The 17,585-nt window shown below is 60.1% G+C and carries 19 protein-coding genes and 1 pseudogene; all 20 read right to left on the reverse strand.

Going from position 1 to position 17,585, the window contains the following annotated elements; all coding sequences use genetic code 11:
- Positions 1-117 precede the first annotated feature (117 nt).
- The 20 genes and pseudogenes from R3F42_12865 to R3F42_12960 all read right to left on the reverse strand — a co-directional run bounded on the left by R3F42_12865 (position 118) and on the right by R3F42_12960 (position 17,584).
- Positions 118-1,683 (reverse strand): conjugal transfer protein TraG N-terminal domain-containing protein, encoded by a 1,566-nt coding sequence (locus R3F42_12865; protein ID MEZ5542914.1) that lies wholly within the window; start codon positions 1,681-1,683, stop codon positions 118-120.
- Positions 1,680-2,063: a hypothetical protein gene (locus R3F42_12870; protein ID MEZ5542915.1), complete on the reverse strand. Its 384-nt coding sequence runs from the start codon at positions 2,061-2,063 to the stop codon at positions 1,680-1,682. The genes R3F42_12865 and R3F42_12870 overlap by 4 nt, the downstream gene beginning before the upstream one ends.
- The gene (locus R3F42_12875) at positions 2,047-3,291 is read right to left on the reverse strand and encodes an integrating conjugative element protein (protein ID MEZ5542916.1); all 1,245 of its coding nucleotides are present in this window, start codon (positions 3,289-3,291) and stop codon (positions 2,047-2,049) included. Before R3F42_12875 ends, R3F42_12870 begins: the two co-directional genes overlap by 17 nt.
- 137 nt (positions 3,292-3,428) lie before the next feature.
- On the reverse strand, positions 3,429-4,427 hold the full coding sequence (locus tag R3F42_12880) for a TIGR03756 family integrating conjugative element protein (GenBank protein MEZ5542917.1): 999 nt from the start codon (positions 4,425-4,427) through the stop codon (positions 3,429-3,431).
- 26 nt (positions 4,428-4,453) lie between these two features.
- On the reverse strand, positions 4,454-4,942 hold the full coding sequence (locus tag R3F42_12885; GenBank protein ID MEZ5542918.1) for a TIGR03757 family integrating conjugative element protein: 489 nt from the start codon (positions 4,940-4,942) through the stop codon (positions 4,454-4,456).
- Between the two features lie 107 nt (positions 4,943-5,049).
- The gene (locus tag R3F42_12890; protein MEZ5542919.1) at positions 5,050-7,791 is read right to left on the reverse strand and encodes a conjugative transfer ATPase; all 2,742 of its coding nucleotides are present in this window, start codon (positions 7,789-7,791) and stop codon (positions 5,050-5,052) included.
- A complete protein-coding gene (locus R3F42_12895) occupies positions 7,788-8,204 on the reverse strand; it encodes a TIGR03751 family conjugal transfer lipoprotein (GenBank protein ID MEZ5542920.1) in 417 nt (138 codons plus the stop codon). The genes R3F42_12890 and R3F42_12895 overlap by 4 nt, the downstream gene beginning before the upstream one ends.
- Entirely contained in the window at positions 8,161-9,558 is a 1,398-nt protein-coding gene (locus R3F42_12900) for a TIGR03752 family integrating conjugative element protein (GenBank protein ID MEZ5542921.1), read from the reverse strand. The genes R3F42_12895 and R3F42_12900 overlap by 44 nt, the downstream gene beginning before the upstream one ends.
- Before the next feature lie 3 nt (positions 9,559-9,561).
- Positions 9,562-10,365 carry a TIGR03749 family integrating conjugative element protein gene (locus R3F42_12905; GenBank protein MEZ5542922.1) on the reverse strand — a complete coding sequence of 268 codons (804 nt, stop codon included), beginning with the start codon at positions 10,363-10,365 and terminating at the stop codon, positions 9,562-9,564.
- A 13-nt stretch (positions 10,366-10,378) separates the two neighbouring features.
- Positions 10,379-11,032 (reverse strand): TIGR03746 family integrating conjugative element protein, encoded by a 654-nt coding sequence (locus R3F42_12910; GenBank protein ID MEZ5542923.1) that lies wholly within the window; start codon positions 11,030-11,032, stop codon positions 10,379-10,381.
- A complete protein-coding gene (locus R3F42_12915) occupies positions 11,004-11,384 on the reverse strand; it encodes a TIGR03750 family conjugal transfer protein (protein MEZ5542924.1) in 381 nt (126 codons plus the stop codon). Before R3F42_12915 ends, R3F42_12910 begins: the two co-directional genes overlap by 29 nt.
- Before the next feature lie 7 nt (positions 11,385-11,391).
- Complete coding sequence (locus tag R3F42_12920) at positions 11,392-11,739, reverse strand: TIGR03745 family integrating conjugative element membrane protein (protein MEZ5542925.1); 348 nt, start codon at positions 11,737-11,739, stop codon at positions 11,392-11,394.
- A 92-nt stretch (positions 11,740-11,831) separates the two neighbouring features.
- Positions 11,832-12,062, reverse strand: a complete 231-nt coding sequence (locus R3F42_12925; protein MEZ5542926.1) for a TIGR03758 family integrating conjugative element protein — start codon at positions 12,060-12,062, stop codon at positions 11,832-11,834.
- A 9-nt stretch (positions 12,063-12,071) separates the two neighbouring features.
- Entirely contained in the window at positions 12,072-12,374 is a 303-nt protein-coding gene (locus R3F42_12930; GenBank protein ID MEZ5542927.1) for an RAQPRD family integrative conjugative element protein, read from the reverse strand.
- A gap of 209 nt (positions 12,375-12,583) precedes the next feature.
- Entirely contained in the window at positions 12,584-13,318 is a 735-nt protein-coding gene (locus tag R3F42_12935; GenBank protein MEZ5542928.1) for a TIGR03747 family integrating conjugative element membrane protein, read from the reverse strand.
- Positions 13,311-15,431 (reverse strand): annotated as a pseudogene (traD, locus tag R3F42_12940) (type IV conjugative transfer system coupling protein TraD). The gene R3F42_12935 and the pseudogene traD overlap by 8 nt, the downstream one beginning before the upstream one ends.
- A complete protein-coding gene (locus R3F42_12945; GenBank protein MEZ5542929.1) occupies positions 15,428-15,877 on the reverse strand; it encodes an integrating conjugative element protein in 450 nt (149 codons plus the stop codon). The pseudogene traD and the gene R3F42_12945 overlap by 4 nt, the downstream one beginning before the upstream one ends.
- A gap of 96 nt (positions 15,878-15,973) precedes the next feature.
- Positions 15,974-16,519 carry a lytic transglycosylase domain-containing protein gene (locus R3F42_12950; protein MEZ5542930.1) on the reverse strand — a complete coding sequence of 182 codons (546 nt, stop codon included), beginning with the start codon at positions 16,517-16,519 and terminating at the stop codon, positions 15,974-15,976.
- Between the two features lie 2 nt (positions 16,520-16,521).
- Positions 16,522-17,313: a TIGR03759 family integrating conjugative element protein gene (locus R3F42_12955; GenBank protein ID MEZ5542931.1), complete on the reverse strand. Its 792-nt coding sequence runs from the start codon at positions 17,311-17,313 to the stop codon at positions 16,522-16,524.
- Positions 17,291-17,584 carry a hypothetical protein gene (locus R3F42_12960; protein MEZ5542932.1) on the reverse strand — a complete coding sequence of 98 codons (294 nt, stop codon included), beginning with the start codon at positions 17,582-17,584 and terminating at the stop codon, positions 17,291-17,293. Before R3F42_12960 ends, R3F42_12955 begins: the two co-directional genes overlap by 23 nt.
- Position 17,585: the final 1 nt, after the last annotated feature.

Genomic DNA, 17,585 nt, shown 5'->3' on the forward strand with positions numbered 1-17,585 from the left:
TGCCAAGACCTCTGATTCAAACGACGCATCGGCGAACGCTGCGCGCGGCGGCGTACTCAACTACAGGACCGGCAAACTTGACGATGGCACGGACCCGGTCGGTTGGTACGAAAAGGACTAGCGCTTCAGCCCCTTCGTAACGGCAATTTTCCCTATGTTTCCGCCTTGGCTACCGGCATCTTGAGCCGGTGCTCTGAGAGGGTTCGTGGCTGCATCGATAGATCGCCCGACTTTCACACCAGCCCACGCCATCATCCCACTCCATAGCAACGGCAGACCTAAATAGAGACTCGTCGTGATCATATTCAGCAGCATGCGCTTGATGTCATGCTCGCCAGGGTTGGCGAAGATTTGCAGGAAGATGTTCACGTCCGGATACATGGACATGATGAGATTCTGATCCACCCACAACGCCAGATACCAGAGCACGCTCCAGAACTTCACGGTGAAAATAGCCATGGCGCCGATCACCATCATGGAGATGGAATAACGCGACAGGACCACCACCATGGGAAGCAAGGCGTAGATGCCGAGCAACAGCACGGCCTGCACCATAGGAAGCCCCTGCAGGACCGCGGTCATAGTGACCGAGAACAACGCAGATGCGGTAAGCACACCGCCTGAGGCGAGTCCGCCTTTGACCCAGCTCTCGGCCGTGCTGAGCCACCCGGTAGTGCCCGAGTTGTTCGCCACCAGATCGTTGTTCGACCAGCTGGGCGGTGAGTTGGTGAGGACAGTGCGGGCGACGGCATCGTTTTGCTTCTCGGTTGCCAGCGCCGGCGCGACGGCGACGACGAGGCCCGAAAATCCGGCAGAAGTCGCATCGGCCTCGTTGATCAGTTTCTCCCGCAGACCGATCGTTCCGTCTTCCCACCATTCTTTGCAGTAGGGCTTGCCCCACGTCGGTGGCGCGGCTGGATCGTATTCCGTGTCGCGCGCCACATTGTATGCCCAGCCTGAGATCTGCATGGTCGGTCGAAGGGTGTCGTAGTAGCCGCTCGTGTCACGATAGACATGCGAACCCATCCACTCGGGATCGTCCGGCCCGTATGTCGCCAACAACGCATTGACCGCGGCGGTTGCCGGTCGCTCGGCCTGGTACTTAGAACGCGCCGGGATGTAGCACTGGCTGAAGAAGTCACTGACTTCCTGTCTCAACCGCGGGTCCGCGATGGTGGCCAGTCGCGCTTGTTGTTCGTAAGTACGCATGTCCGCAGCCGAGGGCAGGCCTTCGACCACGGCATGATTCAATCCCGATGTCATGGCCATCACCGCGTACCACCACACGGGGATATTCACCGTTGCCGGTGAGCCAGTAAACCCGGAAGTGCCGTAGGTGCCCTGAGGTGCAGCGACCGTCGCCGTGGTGGGCGTTGGATTGATCAAGGTTGGCGGTGGCGTGTAGCTGAGGGTGCCGGCGTTCAACGGTGTCAGCGCGGCCGGCTGTCCAGCCAGGACCACGACCAGCAGCGCAATGAACAGTTCGATCTCCATGCGGCGTAGCGACAGGCCGGTAACCGTCCCGAACTGACCACCCTCGGCGGGTTCGCGCCAGTTGTCGATGAGGATACCGAGAAACGGCAGGAACACGATGCCCGTGCCCACCAGCACGTCCCAAAGGATGCCGTAGAAGGCCCAGCCGAACAGCGTGGTGAAAAGTTCTAGATAACTGTCGACGGTCATGCACTGGCTCCATGCAATGCGGTCAGGAACTGACCGAGGAGATTCTGACCGAGCAGCAGTTCGATCACGACGAGCCAGGTCACGATCCGCCAACGCAGGGATAGTAATTGCACCGCACCACCCTCGTCGACGCGCCCCCATCGATGGAGCGTTCGAGTGATTGCCGGCCATGACAGTGCTACCAACCCAATTACAAGACATCGAATCGCGCTGAATACCGGCTTCATAATCTCGATTTGAGTCTGAATGTTCACGACGGACGACGATTGCACCGCGTTCCAGTGGAAGGCGCCTATGCCCAACGCCAGGCCAAATGCCAACAGCGTCAGCAGCACGAACCAGCGTCGGCGCATGGCAAAGCCGTTACGGAACGCGGCCATTGCTCAAGGGCCGCGGATCAATCGTTGGTACGGTCGGCGCGCTCAGGGATGACTGGCGTCGAGCCGCCGCACGTTGCAGCAACATGCTCACCGTGTCGGAAACGACCTCCTTGCGCACGCGGGTCTCGAACAGCAGGTTCTCGATTTCCTTGTCCAGCTCGGTGATGGACTTGTCGGCATGTTCACGGGCAACCTCGGTGGCGTAGACTTCCGGTACCTGCCGACCGCTAAGTAGTAGTCGCCTGGCGAACAGCGCCTTTTCCACCGTGCGCGCGGTACTGATCTCAGAGACCAGCCGCCCCATGATCAGGCTCTGCTCGGAGGCCGGCATCTCCCGGATCGCTTCGATGACCTGTCGCGTGATGGCAACGCCGGGCGCGGTAATATTCTCCAGGTTCGCGAGTGTCGACGGCGTCGCGCCGCTGACCAGATTCTGAACCTCCACCGTCACCGCACTGGACTCCTGGTACAATTTCGGCAGCAGCCCAGTGCCGGGAATGCTGTCCTTGCGGCAGGTATCACACGTGGTCACGATGTTCTCGCCCACTACATCCACCACCCACTCTCTGGCATCAGCGGGTGTGGCCCAGACCTCGGACAGCCGTGTTGCCGACGCCGGCGGCACCGGTCCCGCCGCGGTGATGGGACGGTTCATGTTGATGTTGTAACCGGCCTTGACGATGTCGCCGGTGAACTCCAGCACCGGCTGACCGGAGCCACCGGCCTGGCCGCCGATCCACGGCACACCGTTATTGCCGTTGGATGTCTCGACCGCATCCTTCGCGGTCACGGCGTCGTTGCCGCCGATGCCCATCTGTAGCTTCCAGTCGTTGCCCTTGGACAGCGTGATGAGATCGGCATAGGGATTCTTGCCCTTGGCAATCTCCGCTTCCATCTGTTCGCAAGACTTGGTGGCGAGTTGCATGGTCTCCTTGGCCTGCAACAGCGCATTCTGGAACATATCGTAGAGCCCGGGGTTGGCTCGCTGCAGTATCAATGCGGGCAAGGACGCGATAGCGGCGCTCGCAGCAGCGGTCATGGCATTCAACATGTTGTCGACACCGGAACCGATGTCGTTCAGCGTGTTGGTGACCGCTGCAACAGGATCGAATTTGCCGCAACTGTATCCAAGACCCAGCTGCGCCGAACCGCCGAGGGTGACCGAAACCACCGAGGGATTGGCAGGTGCCGACACCGGTTCCGCGCCGCCGATCTCGTAGTACCACAAGCTATCTTCCGTCGGCGCCTTGGCGGCGTACGCGTTATTCCACAGCAACATCGCGATTAGAATTGATGCACATGTGTTGCGTGAAATGATCCGTGTGGATCGGTGTATTGTCTCCATTGGGTATCCTTGCTTGTGCCTCATGGTGGATAGGGAATCCAGTCGATGTCGAACAGGAACCACTGGCCGCGCCGCTGACAACACTTGTAGGGACGCCAGAGGTTCCAGACATAGTCGCCCTCGCTATCGACCTTGCCACCACCCCACCCCGTCAGGGTTGCGAGATCGTTGGTACCGAACACATCACAACTCGTCTCGGTGCGTGGGACCATCATCTGCCAGGTACCGGTGCGGCGGTCCTTCTCCATCAACGGACCGGGCGACCACACCCGCTGGCTCGAAGATGACGACGCGGTCACTGGGACGTAGACGTGCGGCTGTCCCGTGCGAGTGACGATATCGCCGGCGCGCTGCGCATTGATGGCCGCGGCTTTGGGTTCTTCTGCTTGCGTGGTCCAACCGGTGCGTGGATATACTCCACCCCAGGTCTGCAACGGCCAGGTGCCGATCTCGCGCAGACCCGGGATGAAGCTCGGGGGATAAAAGATCTCCGGTACTTCCTGGCGCCAGGACAGCGCATCGAGCCCGGACTGGAAATACGGAACGAAAGAGGTTGTTTCCGTCTGACACAACATGCCGACACCGGCGACGATGCCCGAGAGCGAACTGAGCGGATGCCCGATGGCATCCGTCTCACGGAAGATCATGTTCTTATGGTCGCGGTTGTCGGAGGTACCTTCGGTGCGGTTGCCGGCACTGTCGATGGGTACAGGCAACAGTGACCCGAGCAATCCGTTGGCCGCCGTCTTCTGGGCGAGGCCGAGCGTCGCCCGGATCTCCGCCCAGGGATTACCGCCCAGTTCGTTGTAGCTGCTGACTACAAGGTCCGGGTTGTAGTGCCCGACCTTGAGCGAAGTATTGACGCTACAACCGAACAACGTACAGCGCAGCCAGAAGCACGTACCGATGGGCATCCACTGCATGCAGGCAAGCGCCGCGGCGGTCGTCTTGGCCACGATCTCCGGTGTCGTGATGGTACCTGCCTTGCCGGGCAACGGCATCGCCAGTAATGCGGCCAAGACAAGTGACAGAACCCTCTGCCCTGTCATCGCGTCCGGCCTTCACGCCACTCTTGATAGCGATGCAGTGCTTCACTGATGTCTGTGACGCCATAGATCGCGACCTCACCGTCGAACACAATCGCGGGATAGCGATTGATGCCGTACTGCATCGCCTTCGCCAAACCCACCGCCGCACGCTGCATCCGTGCGCGATCTTCTTCATGGAGTTGCTGGAAACGCTGCAGAACGACTTGCTTGGATTGTTCAGGATCGGCCGTAAGGCCATCAGACAGTTTTGTTTCGATACGCTGGATGCCATCCAGTTCGTAGATGTGGAGCTCCATTTCCGTGGAATCCGGCTGCCGATTGAAGGCTGACTCACCCGTGACAGGCGATTCGGTCGTGGTGAATACCTCGACGAGGTGTGGACGCCCCGCTGCTGGTTGAGCCGCTTGCGCAGTGCCGATGACCAGTTGCGCAAGAAGAACCGAAATCGGCAAGCTGAAGCTGATTGATTGTGTATTCCTGAACATTTGCACGAATAGCCCGCTGATTATGTGATGGGCTATCGTGGCTCGCCCGGCATTCCTATGAAATGGGTAATCCTTTCAACATGCGGCGTGGTTTTTTTGGATTTTTGCTAACTTCGATGACTCACTGCAATCCGTTCTGCAATGGCATAAACCGCCTCGATCTCGCTGCAGTTTCTTTCGCGCATGATTTCCGCGCGTTCCGCCTTTTCGTGCTTTTCCGTCATGGCGAGCGCAAGTGATAGTGGAGGCGGCACGTTGCGGAACAGGGCTTCGAGGTTGTCAGAGAGAACTACTCCCTCGACGTACTTGCCGGGTTCCTTGCGTGCCGACAGCAGGAGACTGCGCTGCACGTCGGTCAGGTCTTTGAAGCGTGCGATCTGCTCGACTTCTTCCTTAGGCATGACCAGACACAACCACCACTCCATCATGTTGAGCATCTTGCGACTGGTGTCGGGGAAGTCCTCGAGGTTCTGGGTGGCTATCCAGAACCAGGCTCCGAGCTTGCGCCACATCTTGGTGATCTTTACCACGTAGCGAGCCAACAAGGGATTCGTGGTGATGATGTGTCCCTCGTCGGTCACCACCAATGTGGGCCGAGCATCGTGCTGGTGGCGTTCCACCAGGTCGTTGATGTGGCTCATCATGGAAATGTAGGCCACGGTGAGCTGATCCTCGTAACCTTCCCGCGCCAGGATGCCCATTTCCAGTATGGTGACGTCAGCCTCCGGCCAGCGGGTACCAGGCCGATTGAAGAAATGACCGGCGAGGCCGGAGCAGAACAGCGCCATGCCATCGCCCATCTCGATTGCCCGGTTACGCCGGTGCTCTGGCAGGTCATGATCGCGACCGATGGTGTGCAAGGCGCTGACCACGTCCTCGGTGATCACTTGTTCGCGTCCACTCTCCTTCACGGTCTTGGCGGCCAGGAAGATGGCGTTGCGGATGAGCAGTCGATCGGCCCGACTCATGCGCGCGTCTTCGCGCTCGTCACCGCCGGTGATCATGATCCGGGCGGCGATTTCCATCTCGCCGAGAATGTCTCGACCGCCACCCTCGTCTTCGACTTCGTCATCGTCGTCGACCAGGTCATCCGATTCTTTGCCGAGACGCACACGGTGTTCTCTGTCCAGCACGCGTATGGCATCCGCGAACGGCGGCAGACTCACGTCCACGTTCGGATTCAAGGTGACCTGGTTGACGGAGACGCCGTGGGCCTTGAAGTGTTGGCCCAGCAACGAGAACGATCCACCAGCCTCGATGATAAAGATGCGCGGGCGGTACACGGCAGCCATCTGTTGCAGCAGATAGACCAGCAGCGCCGACTTGCCCGCGCCGGTGGGCCCGAGGATCAGCATGTGGGCGTTTTTCTTGCGGTCGGCTCTGTGCAACGGATCGAATGCCAGGGGTTCAGCACCGCGATTGAAGAACACCAGCCCCGGATGACCGGTGCCTTTCGATCTGCCATACAGCGGCAACAGATTTGCGGCATGACTGGAGAAGATCAGGCGCGAGCGGCGGCTGGACTTGTCCAACGAGACATCGTAGGCCATGGGTAAGTTGCGAATGTAGCTGTCCAGGGCGAGGAGATCCGTTTCCTGCAGGATCGGCTGCAGGCCGTTCGGAAGTAGAATTGCATTCAACTGATTGACGTTGGCGCGCAGCGATTTGGAATTATCCCCGCGCACATAAAAAGCGATATTCACTGGGTAGAGCTTGTTGCCTTGCGCCATCTCACGCTCGACGAGTTCCGCGTCCTCCCGTGTCAGCGCCGCTTCGGCGGAGTCACCCACCGCAGCCCGCTTGACCTGGGCGATATGGTTACGGGTGAAATCCTGAGGCTTGACCGTCAGGGTCAACACCATCACGGTGTACTCGGGCAAGCGATCGAAGAGCGAGAAGACGTGGTCGCCGGCCTGACGCTCGGCGGTCATGTGCCCTACCTCCGGCGCCCGCCGCAATCCCTGGATCGTGACTACGGTGTGCGGCAGTCCGTCAAACCACCAGGTTGCGGTCTCGTTATCCGAGCGTGGCATCGTGAGCGTAAGCCGCTCGGCAAGATCATAGCCAAATGGCAGGTCCTCGTCGCCGGGATATGGGGCGACATCCAACAGTTTGTCGGGATCGCCATCGGCGATTGCGGGTTTTGGGTTGAACCACTTCAACAGCCACTCGTAGAGATCCTTGCCGGTGCCGCGACGCGCATGTATGCCGGCGGAGGCGAGTGACGCAACCCACTTGGTCGCCACGTCATTCATCGCCTCTTCCACTTCGACCGCCGACGGGGTCTTGCCCTTTACCTTCAAGCGCCGGTAGAGAGTGGCACGCACACGGCGCACTTGTCCCCGCCAATGGGTTCCGGTAACGGCAGTGTCCTCGAATAGGCCACCGGGCCGGGTGATCCGCGCCAGATGTTTCGAAAAGGTCTCCTGGTAATGCCGGGTGAACGTGCTGTCCTTGGCGCTGGGCTGCGCATAGACGGCGACTTCCTGTTGGAACTCCTTCAGGCTTGGCTCGTCCTGCACATAGACCTGCAAGATCCACGGCGCATCGTCTTCTTCGGGGATGGCATCGGTGAGCGCGGTCTGGATGGCATCACGCAATTGCCTCATGAACTGGGTTGTGCGGGCCTCGGTGCCCGCCGGGATAATCTCGAACAAAACACCCACACTGACGCCGTCTTCCAGCAGGAAGGTGCGGCTGTCCGGATCGTACTCGACCCATGGCATGAGATCGGTGAAGGATGGCGGGCGATCATAGAGATGTTGGACTGCCGCTGTGGTCACGGGCGCTTCCGCCGGATCGTGTGCCTTCTTCGCTGAATTGTTCGCTTTAGACTTCGCCACGTTCATTTCCGCTGCAGTTTGGTCGGCACTTCGCCGGGCAATGCGTACTCGACCCGCTCATACATCGGAAAGGTCGTCACATAACCTGGCACCGGTACCTGCTCTTCGTCGGCCAGGTGCGGAAATACATACATGACCAGACTCGGATTCGGCAGCCGGGGAAAAGTGGTGTCGATCTCGTTATGGGCATCGCGCGTATAGCTATGAAGCGCACCGTCGCCGTCGATGACGGGACGGTTGCCCAGCGCCTCGCGCACCGCCATGGGATCGTTGGCACCCGATTCGCGCATGTGCTGCTCGTAGATCGTTTTCATGGACGGGCCGTCCTGGGGTAACACGGCGTCCTTGGTGTTGGCACAACCGCCCAGTACGAGACTAATCAAGCCGAGCGCGGTGATAAGGATTGATGGCTTTCGCATGATCGAGTTTCCTGCCTTTGAGATCGAGATCGATGGGGAGCTCCACGTCGACGTGGATTGCGATGTGAACACCGGCCGGGACAAAGACGGCATCGAAGCTCTGCGACTGGCGCTCCATGAGCCACTTGGCGACCTCGTCACTGCCGCCGGCGATGGTCTTGCCGAGCACATATTTCCCGACCTCGCCGGTGACGTTGTTGCTCGCAGCACCACTGTCACTCACCACGGTGGTCGTCTCGGCAGCGGCCGCTGCATCGGCGGCGGCCTGGATAGCCTTCACACCGATACGCTGAGTGAGAAACGCCGGGGCGTTGGTCTTGCGATCCCCGCTAACACAGGGAATGCCCTGCTGATCCGAGATCCAGCCCAGTGATCGCTTGTTGCCACCGGACTGATTTCCGCGATCGTCACTTGAGATCGTACGGATGGTACCGTCGTCGAACACGAAGGTAACCGAATCGAGCCGGCCGGTGACGCAGGAAAGGGTCCAGTCACCGATGGCGGTACCACTCCATACCATGCCCTGCACGCCGGGCACGGTGAGACCGTTGGCGGCGAGGTTGTCGGCGCCGGTGATCACCTTGAACGGCATGGGATCGCGCACCTGGCCCTGTATCGGTACCCGACCGACCAGGGCCGTCATGGCCGTCGAGCCGATGAGCGTGGCATTACGTGGCACCGTGTAGACGGGATGCACCGTATCCAATTTGTCGGAGATGTTGGCAGTCTGCTCGCGCGCGCTACTCAGCGCACCGCCCGTGGACTGGCGCACCTGGTGTAACAAGCTATTTCCTTTCGTGCCACTTGTGTCATCAGCGATAGCATCCAGCGGTTCGATCCAGACCAGGCTATTGGTAGGTGGCGCCGCTGCGCTGCCACCGTCGAAACCCAGTCCAACCGGGATATCGCCGGTACTCTTCGTCGACTTCCCGTGCGATAGCGATTGCGACAAGGCATCCACCCGTGCCGTTAGCGAGGACAGCACACTGGAATCCAATCGATCCTGCGCGGCCTTGTCATTCTCACGCGACAAGAGCTCGCGTTTGACGCGCGTGGCCACGTTCTCCTCGATCTGAGCACGACTGCTCAGCAGCCGCTGATTCTCGTTGCGCAGTGTCGTGTTGTCCTTGCGCAATGCTTCGACCTCGGCAGTCATCGCTGCGACGTTCGCGGTCAGGGTCTTGATGGTGTCGGCGGGTGTGTCCGCGTCCGGTACCGGTGCTTGCGGCACGGCGTCCATCACGACCTGTTGCTCCTTTCCGTTCGAGCAGGACTTGAGGGTGACGAACACCAGCATAAGCACTACCACGCCGGCGATGATGGGTAACAGTCGATTGCTGGTTGCGATGGCCATGTCTTACCTCGCAGCCTCGAACGGCCGTGCGGAAATCAGATACACCGCCGTGGTATCCGCCTCATTACCAGCCTGCAACAGGCGGTTGTGTTGAAAGGTCGCGGTCAGCCATTTACCACGCAGATTGCGTGGGTCCAGTGTCTGCGGCTGATCGCTACGGTTGGTTAGCTTGACGGCCGTGACATACAGCCCGCCTGCTCGCCAAGCCACCAAGGGCGTTGCATCGACCGCACCGCCAAACATCAAGCTGACGGGCTCACGCATCACCGGCACACGGACGATGCCCGGTCGATCCTGGACGAGGCGTGCGGGTGCATAGAGCTGCTGAGCCGCGAAGCGGGTCAGAGCAACGTAGCTGTATTGCACCGTTGCGCCCTGACTCGCAACAGATGAATCCATCATCTCGGCGTGACTCTCACCGTTCGTCTTCACGTACACCTGCACGGGATGCGTCTGACCGCCATCTTTGGATGCCGACACGTCGAAGAGAAACATCTGGCCACCGTCGAGGCTCTGTGCCATGACACGCGTGGCATCGAACGGTGCGCTGGCGAGAAGGTAAACAGTTCCGTTGACGCTTTGCGTACGCAGCAATGGCTGCAAGGATGCAGGCACACCGACTTTGACCGGACCGGGCAAAGTCACCAAGCGTTCGTGTCCGACATTGAGTTCGAGCTGGATGGGCGTCTTGTTCCATTCGATACGCTCGGTGACTTCCGGCTCGGCGTGGACCATCGACTGCATCAACAGCAGCCCGATTCCCAAGCAGAATATAGCGCCACGTTTGAACTTGTTGATCGAATACATGCGTTGATTCCCGTCAGCCACCCTGCCCGGCCTTGTCGTTGAGTTCGGATTCGCTCAGCCGCCGTGGGCCCGCCGCCGCAAAACCATCGAGCGCCAATCCCCACGGATTCGACTCCGGATCAACATCGAGCCGCACGACGCGTAGCGGATAACGGATGGTCGTCTTCTTCACTGTCATGCCTTTCACCGACTCGTAAAGATCGAGATCCAGCCACACAACCCAGACACCCGGTGCGAGCACATCGACTCGGCGTTCTTCATAGCCGTGACCGGGTACTTCTTGTACTCCTCGGACACGGTAGGCCAGCTCACCCTGTTTGCCTTTCAACTCCATGTCCGCGATGAGATCGGCCCGGTAGCGTGGGGTGACATACGATGAGATACGAAAGATCGCTTTGCCATAGTCGTGCGCGCCGTCCTCGGGCCAGCGATTGAGTTGCTGAAAGATGTAGAAGGCGAAGGAATACACGTTGGCCGGCGGGACTTCATCGACGGCTAGCGCCGCACCTGAGCGCAGGTCCGGTGGCACGTGCACGGTCAGACGATTTGGCGCCTGACTCCAACCAAACCACAGCGCCAGGATGACGACGATCTGCACGCCGATGATTACCCACAACGACCGCAAATGGGCGCGCACGTTATCGATCTCGTAGCGGTAGCGTCGCACTCCGACTCCTCCCGATATCCCAGGCGCCGCTGCGTCGAATGAACGGCGATCGACGCAAACCACGGTCATTAAGCTGTATGGCGATCTGTTGCTGGTAGTAGCCGCCCGGTCGACCGCGCTTCAGCCGCTGGAACAACGTGGCCATCGCGATCACCGTGGCGACCACGCCAACCCCGGCGATGCCGAAACCCATGGTGACCGCGCCCATCAGCCATGCCAGGAGGAGGGAGACAGGCAACCAGATGAGCGCGGCCACACCAACGATGACGCCCAGCTCGGACGACGAACAGCCCTTGAAAATCGACGGCTCAGCGTTGAGCCGATTGGCCAGAATGTCGTCGCGATCGGACATGGGCATGTTAGATAACGCCGGCGGCTTCGGTCAGCAGGTAGCTGGCGAAGATCAGCACCACCGCGCCAACGATACCGAGCACACCGACCTCGGCCCACTCGGCCTTGCCCTGGCGTGCCTCGTTGAACTTCGCGAAACCGAGATAGGCGATCCACAGGAACCCAAGCACGGCGATGGCCAAACCGAGCACGAGGCCGCCGTCCTTGATGTAGCCCTGAATGAGAGCGATCCAGTCACCCGCCGCCGGCGCCGTACTCGGTGCCACCGGTGTCGGCAAGGCCGCCCACACCGACTGATTTGCGAACATTGCCAGCAGCCCGACTGCGACTGCGCTCTTTTTGATTGTCTTCAGCATGATTGCTTTTCTCCGAGGTAACGGGGTTTCCCCCTTTGATGAATACCGGGGCATTCCCCGAACCGTTGCTGCAATGGCGTTATTCATCGCCATCACCGCAGATAAAAACCCAACACCATGAGCACGATGCTCGCGCGCAGCGCGCTCCACATCACGTCGAATATGCCGACCTGCCCGTCTTGCCAGGCCCGGAAGGTACCCAACGTCACCCAGATCACCCACACGAAAGCAAGCACGATCACCACGGAGGCGATGGCTGTGAGTAGCGTCGCAGAGGTGACGCCTGAACCTGCCTGAAATGCCGCGTCTTGAGCGGGTGTCATGATTTTTCATCACCGCCGATAGTCACCGCGCAAAGGCGGAAAGGTTCTCGGCTCCGTGCGCGGCGCATCGATGTGTTCCTGGATGCCTTGCTGCATCCTCGACAAGTCTTGCCGCAGCCAGTCGTATCGAAAATGAATGCGCGCATCCGGCTCGGCCTGCGACTCCGCCTTGCGAATCAGCGTTTCGAGCGCGTCGAGTTCATGGGCGATCTGCGCCAGTGCTTCACGCTCGGCATCTGCGTCCGCAATTGCTGACTGCATCGGCAAGGCCGTACTCAGCAGTACTACGATCAGCAAGTGGACGTTTCGCATCGATGTCTTCCTCATGTCGTTCATGAGGCGCCATGGTGCGGTATCGGTTTAGGACGGGATACGGAAAATCAATTCCGTAAGAGGTGTGGTTTTCCGATGCAGTGGTGACGGGATGACAATTGATAGATTCATGAAAAGGGACAACAACGCATGATCGAATATCCCTGCCGGGAAAATGCCGGCACATTGGAAACGACGTTACGCTTTTCCTATAGGTACTTCTTGAACGTACTTGCAGTCACTGCCACGGCAAGCGCGAACAGCATGGCGAAGGGAAGGATGACGAACGTCGGATGCAGGCTGAAAGGAAGTGAAAGGTAGACCACCCATGTCAGTACCATGAGCGGTATCGCCGCTTTCTTCGCGTAGTGATAGACAAAAGAACTTTCTCGCCCGCCTCCCCAACGTCGAAGATCTCGCCGTACGAGACCGTCCACCAGGGCCATCAGACTAAACAGCAGGAACACCGGCGTTGCCAACATGAGCATCGCCAGGCGTACCGAAAACACTTGAGTGACTTGCATAGCCGCGATCGTATACACGGCTATGGGCCGGTAGATTTTATGCAGCGTCGGTCGTAATCCCGTCTCTTCTGTTCGGGGTGGTGGCGATACCCAACGGATAAACGCGATGATGCGGGTGACCTCGAACAGGTAGTGGTAAGTCCCGTCCGCAACGTCCTTGGCGAAGCGGGCCGGGTCCGATGTCACGATGCTGCGGCGAAAATCCGTGTCCAGATAACTGATCTCTTTTGCGAGCATCGCACGACTGTGGTCGAGTCCTTGCTCCGGCCACCACAGGTTCATTCCGACCCATTCGACGACGATCGAAAACAACAGGGAGAACAGCAGCCACTTGATGCCTTGGGCGACGGCGGTCAGCCCTTTGGAAATCAGTCCTTGTCGAACGGCGGTTCGCCGCGGATCGGCGACCGCTTCAGCCATGACTGCCTTCTACCTCCTCGCTCGGCGCTGTCACGTCGGCCACTGACATCCACCACGGCTCCTGCACACGATACCATTGATCGTTGGTGATGTAGGTCCGTTCCATTTCATTGGCGATCTCCGCCAACCCTGCAGGCATGGCGTGATCCCCGCGCGTATCGGGCAGCGGCATGCGAAGTTTCCACAGCTGACCGCCTTCCAACAGCGCGAAGGCCTGACCCTTGGGCAGCGCCACCAGTTCCGCCGGCGTCAGCATGGGAACCTCCGAGACGCTGATGCGATCCTCGTTGCGGGACTTGAAGTCGATGCCCGAACCCGGGTCCGACGAATCGTCCACACCCGATACACTCATCAATGTGAATACCTCGACCTTCGGCAGTTGGTCGGTCATCATCTCGGCCGTGGCCAGCTCCTTGACCCGCAGCATGATCAACGTGTTGAAGTTGCCCGCCACCTGCCCGGCCTTGGCCCGGCTGCCGATGCGCGCCTCCACGTCGGACCAGGTTTGGGTGTAGGCCGTCACTTGAAAGCCGGCGCCGCCGGCCTTGTTCAACAGCGGCACGAACTCGTCGCCGATCAGTTCGTTAAATTCGTCGGCGTGCATGGAGATCGTTGGCAGAACATAGGCCCTGGGTGTATCGATCGGGGTAACGTCCACGCCGTGTTTGTAGATATGCCCTGCCACCGAGACCAGGTCGGCGAACATGGAATTGCCCACCGCACTGGCGACGGTGGTATCGGTCAGGGCATCGAGACCGACATACACGATCCCCTTGCGGCGGATGACATCCATCCATTCGAAGATGGGACGTGAATCGGTTTCGTCGAGATAGTTTGGCTAAATGAGCTCGGCGATCTTGCCGTTAGTGAGTTTCTCCATCAGCGGACCGACGGAACTGACGATCTTGTCGAAATAGGTCTTGTCGTACTTGAAGGCCGATACCAGCCCGTCGAGCACCGGGTCATAAAGGTCGAGTTCCTGCAGGTGCCGCATCAATGCAATGGCCTCGTCGTTGCGACCGCGCAGCGAGTTCGGCAGGTTGCGTTCCTTGATGTTACCGGCGATGTCCGCCACCTTCTCGCGCCAGTCCGCCGCCCCGTGCCGGCGCAGGTGTTCGCGCGCGTACTCGACGAACAGCGGTTCGATGTCGTTGATGTATCGGCGCACCTGCTGGTAGTCCGGCCGACGACCGAGTGCCACCAGCGCGCGGGCGATGATGTTGACGAAACGCCAGGCGAATTCCTTGAAAGCCGCCGAGTTGCCCTCACTCGGGAGCTGATTGGCGATGCGGGTCGCAACCTCGGTGATGCGGGAGAAGTTGCCGATGGCATTGTAGCGGGCCGAGGACTCGGGAAACCCGAGATGAAACATGTAGAAGTCCTTGGCTCGCCCTGCCCGCTTGGCCTCTGCGTACACCCGCCGCAGGAGATCGGCATCCCCCTTGGGATCGAACACGATCACTACATCGCCGCGCCGGATGTCCTGGGCGATAAGGATTTCAGCAAGCCGTGTCTTGCCGACGCGCGTAGTACCCAACACCAGTGTGTGTCCGACACGCTCACCGATATCCATCCAGACGTCCTGCTCGTCGGGTTCGACCGCGTGCAGGGCGGGCTTGCCGCCGACGGGTGGCAGCGGTGACAGGGGATTCCACCATCCGCGTGAACGGAGAAACCAGGCCAGCAGATTCAGTAGTGGTATCGATTCCCATGCCACTTCCTTTCGGCGTGCCCATTGATACAGCGCGCCCGGTTGGACGTAGTGTTGGACCTCGGGCCGTATCGTGTCGCGCAACCGCTGCGTGTGCCTCTGGGTCCAGCGAAAACCTTTGCCGAGAAACAGCTTGTGGCGACTGAGTGGGATCTTGTCAGCGCGCAACCGATAGATGGGTAGTCGGCGCATGTTGCGCTGATACCGCATGACCCGCCAGGCCTGGCGAGCGCGCATCACGCCGATCACCGCCAGCGCCGCGCCGGCGCTGTAGGCAACGCCCGGCGGCATCATCAAGGCCCATGGGGCCAGTAACGCGATGGTCGCGGTGGCGAACGCCACCAACGTCGACCACAACTCGACCGGCGGACGCAGCAAGGCCTCAATGGGATGCCGGCTCACTGCTCGATGCCTTGTGACGTTATCAGCACCGGATAATGTGAAATACCCAAAGCGGTCGCGATGTCCGCCGCAGACGCCGGAAGGATGGGAAGCCCGTTCGCCAACCGGGCGATGTTGCGCAAGTCCTCCTGCGTCTCTGCCTGAACCAGCATGCCGACCGCTCCGATCTCCTTGAGTCGTTCCCGGTATTCGACCAGCCACCGCCGGGATCGGTCATCGGCACCGATGAGGAAGAACGGACGTGAGAAGGGCCGGTTGTGCAGTCTCGCCTTTACCGGTCCAGGACTCAGACCGGGCGAGCGAATCGGTAACAGTGTTTGAACGTCGGCGGCGCCGAGCCTGGGTCTATTCGGCGTTCCGGTCGGCGGATTTGTGGGCAGCTCGGTGCGGTCGATGATCTCGAGATACGGCGCCAGCGGCCGGGTATTGCCGGCGTCGTAGATCACCGTGACTTCCGACCAGGCCAGTACCGGAGTCAACGCTATGCCAACGGACAGCACGGAACGCCATATATATAAGAATAACCTCGCCATCGAACCGCCCTAACTGTTTTCCGCCAAGCGCTGCCAATGGCCAACCACGCGCGATCGGTAACGTAGTGCGCGCGCCGCGTCCGCAGGGGCGTGATAACAACCGACGCCGGCCCACCAGTCGTGCCGCTGCTCGAAACACTGCCGTAAGATCACCGCCGCCACGCGCAGATTGAAATACGGGTCCAACGCCTGCCAGGTGTCCCCCAACTTGTCCTTGTGGAATCGCCAGTTCACCTGCATCAAGCCGATATCGATGGATCGTTCACCGCTAGCGATAAACGTGTTCAAGGCATGCCATGCCGCCTCGCGCGAAGGATAGACATGGCCATGACCGGCGACATTCAACGTCCATGGCCAGGGGCGACTCACACCGTTGACGTTTCCGACGCCGCTTTCCGTCAAGGCGATTGCGTAGAGCACCGAATGGGGAATCCCGTACTCATCCGCGACGACCCGGTAACCATCAGGAACGGATGACACACACCAGCCAGCGATCGGCCAGACGATCCCCAACACGACGCCCAGCCAGATGACCCGCCGTCGCGCCGGGCACATGGTTACAGCTCCGAAGCGCGAAGTACCGACACGTCCTCGCCGCGCCGACGCAGCAGATACGGAATCTCACCCTTGCCCTCGGTGAGCCGTTTCAGCGCACCGGCTTCATGGTTGAGGGTGACGCGACGATTGCGCACCCATGCAGGATCGATTCCGTGTCCAACCGCCCAGGTCCTCACTGCTTGGTCATCGCCCGGCTTCACACCGGCGATATAGAGATCGATGCCGGCCACCTCATCGATCCGCTTCAGTAACTTGCCCAATAGAGCATCGCAAGCGGGGCAATCCGGCCGGGTGAAGAACAGTACACGATCACTCTGCGACAAGGCGCTGGTGTTACTTCTGTGCGCGGGTAGGCGGCTGACATCGATGAGTTGCTCATTCGGATACAAACGCTTGCCCGCCTCATCATAGGCACGTTGGAAGGCCAGGATGCGATCCACGTCCTCGCGCATGGCACGAGCCCAGAGTTCGGCATACCGTCGGCGCTCATCCTCGTCTCGCGCGTGGATGCCCAACACTTCGATGGGTGAAATGGTCGGCGGGCTGATACTACCGCGAATACCTTGCATCAACAGTTTGTAGCGTTGCCATTCGGCTTCGGACAGGCCCCAGGTACGGGAACGCGCCAGATCGGAGGGCGTCAACGTATTCTTGGCCGTCGCCGAGACGCTGGTGTCGGTTTCGTTCGCCTGCGTGCCGGAGACTTCCACGGCGAACACCGGCGCTGCGAATACCAACGCCAGGAACATGCCGGCCCACCGCGCGCGACTATTCATCGGCGCACCGGCCATTGCAGTCACCGGCGGACTTTGTTGCGGTCACGATTTCATGTCCATGGGCGCGGGACAGATCCCGATAGATCATCTCGTGCCGGTTCAGCATGCAGTCCTGCAGTTGCGCCTCGTCGTCCTCTGATTCACGCACATCATCGGGTCTGTCCGGCGATACATTCACCGCGGCCGGCACTTCCACGGTCTTCGGCTCAGCTTCCATTGCGTCATGGGTTGTCGATCCCAGTGAGAAGGCCCCGAACAACAACAAAATGACAACGAATACTTCCATC

It is taken from the genome of Pseudomonadota bacterium, assembly GCA_041395565.1.
In the GTDB taxonomy this organism is placed as follows: domain Bacteria; phylum Pseudomonadota; class Gammaproteobacteria; order UBA9214; family UBA9214; genus UBA9214.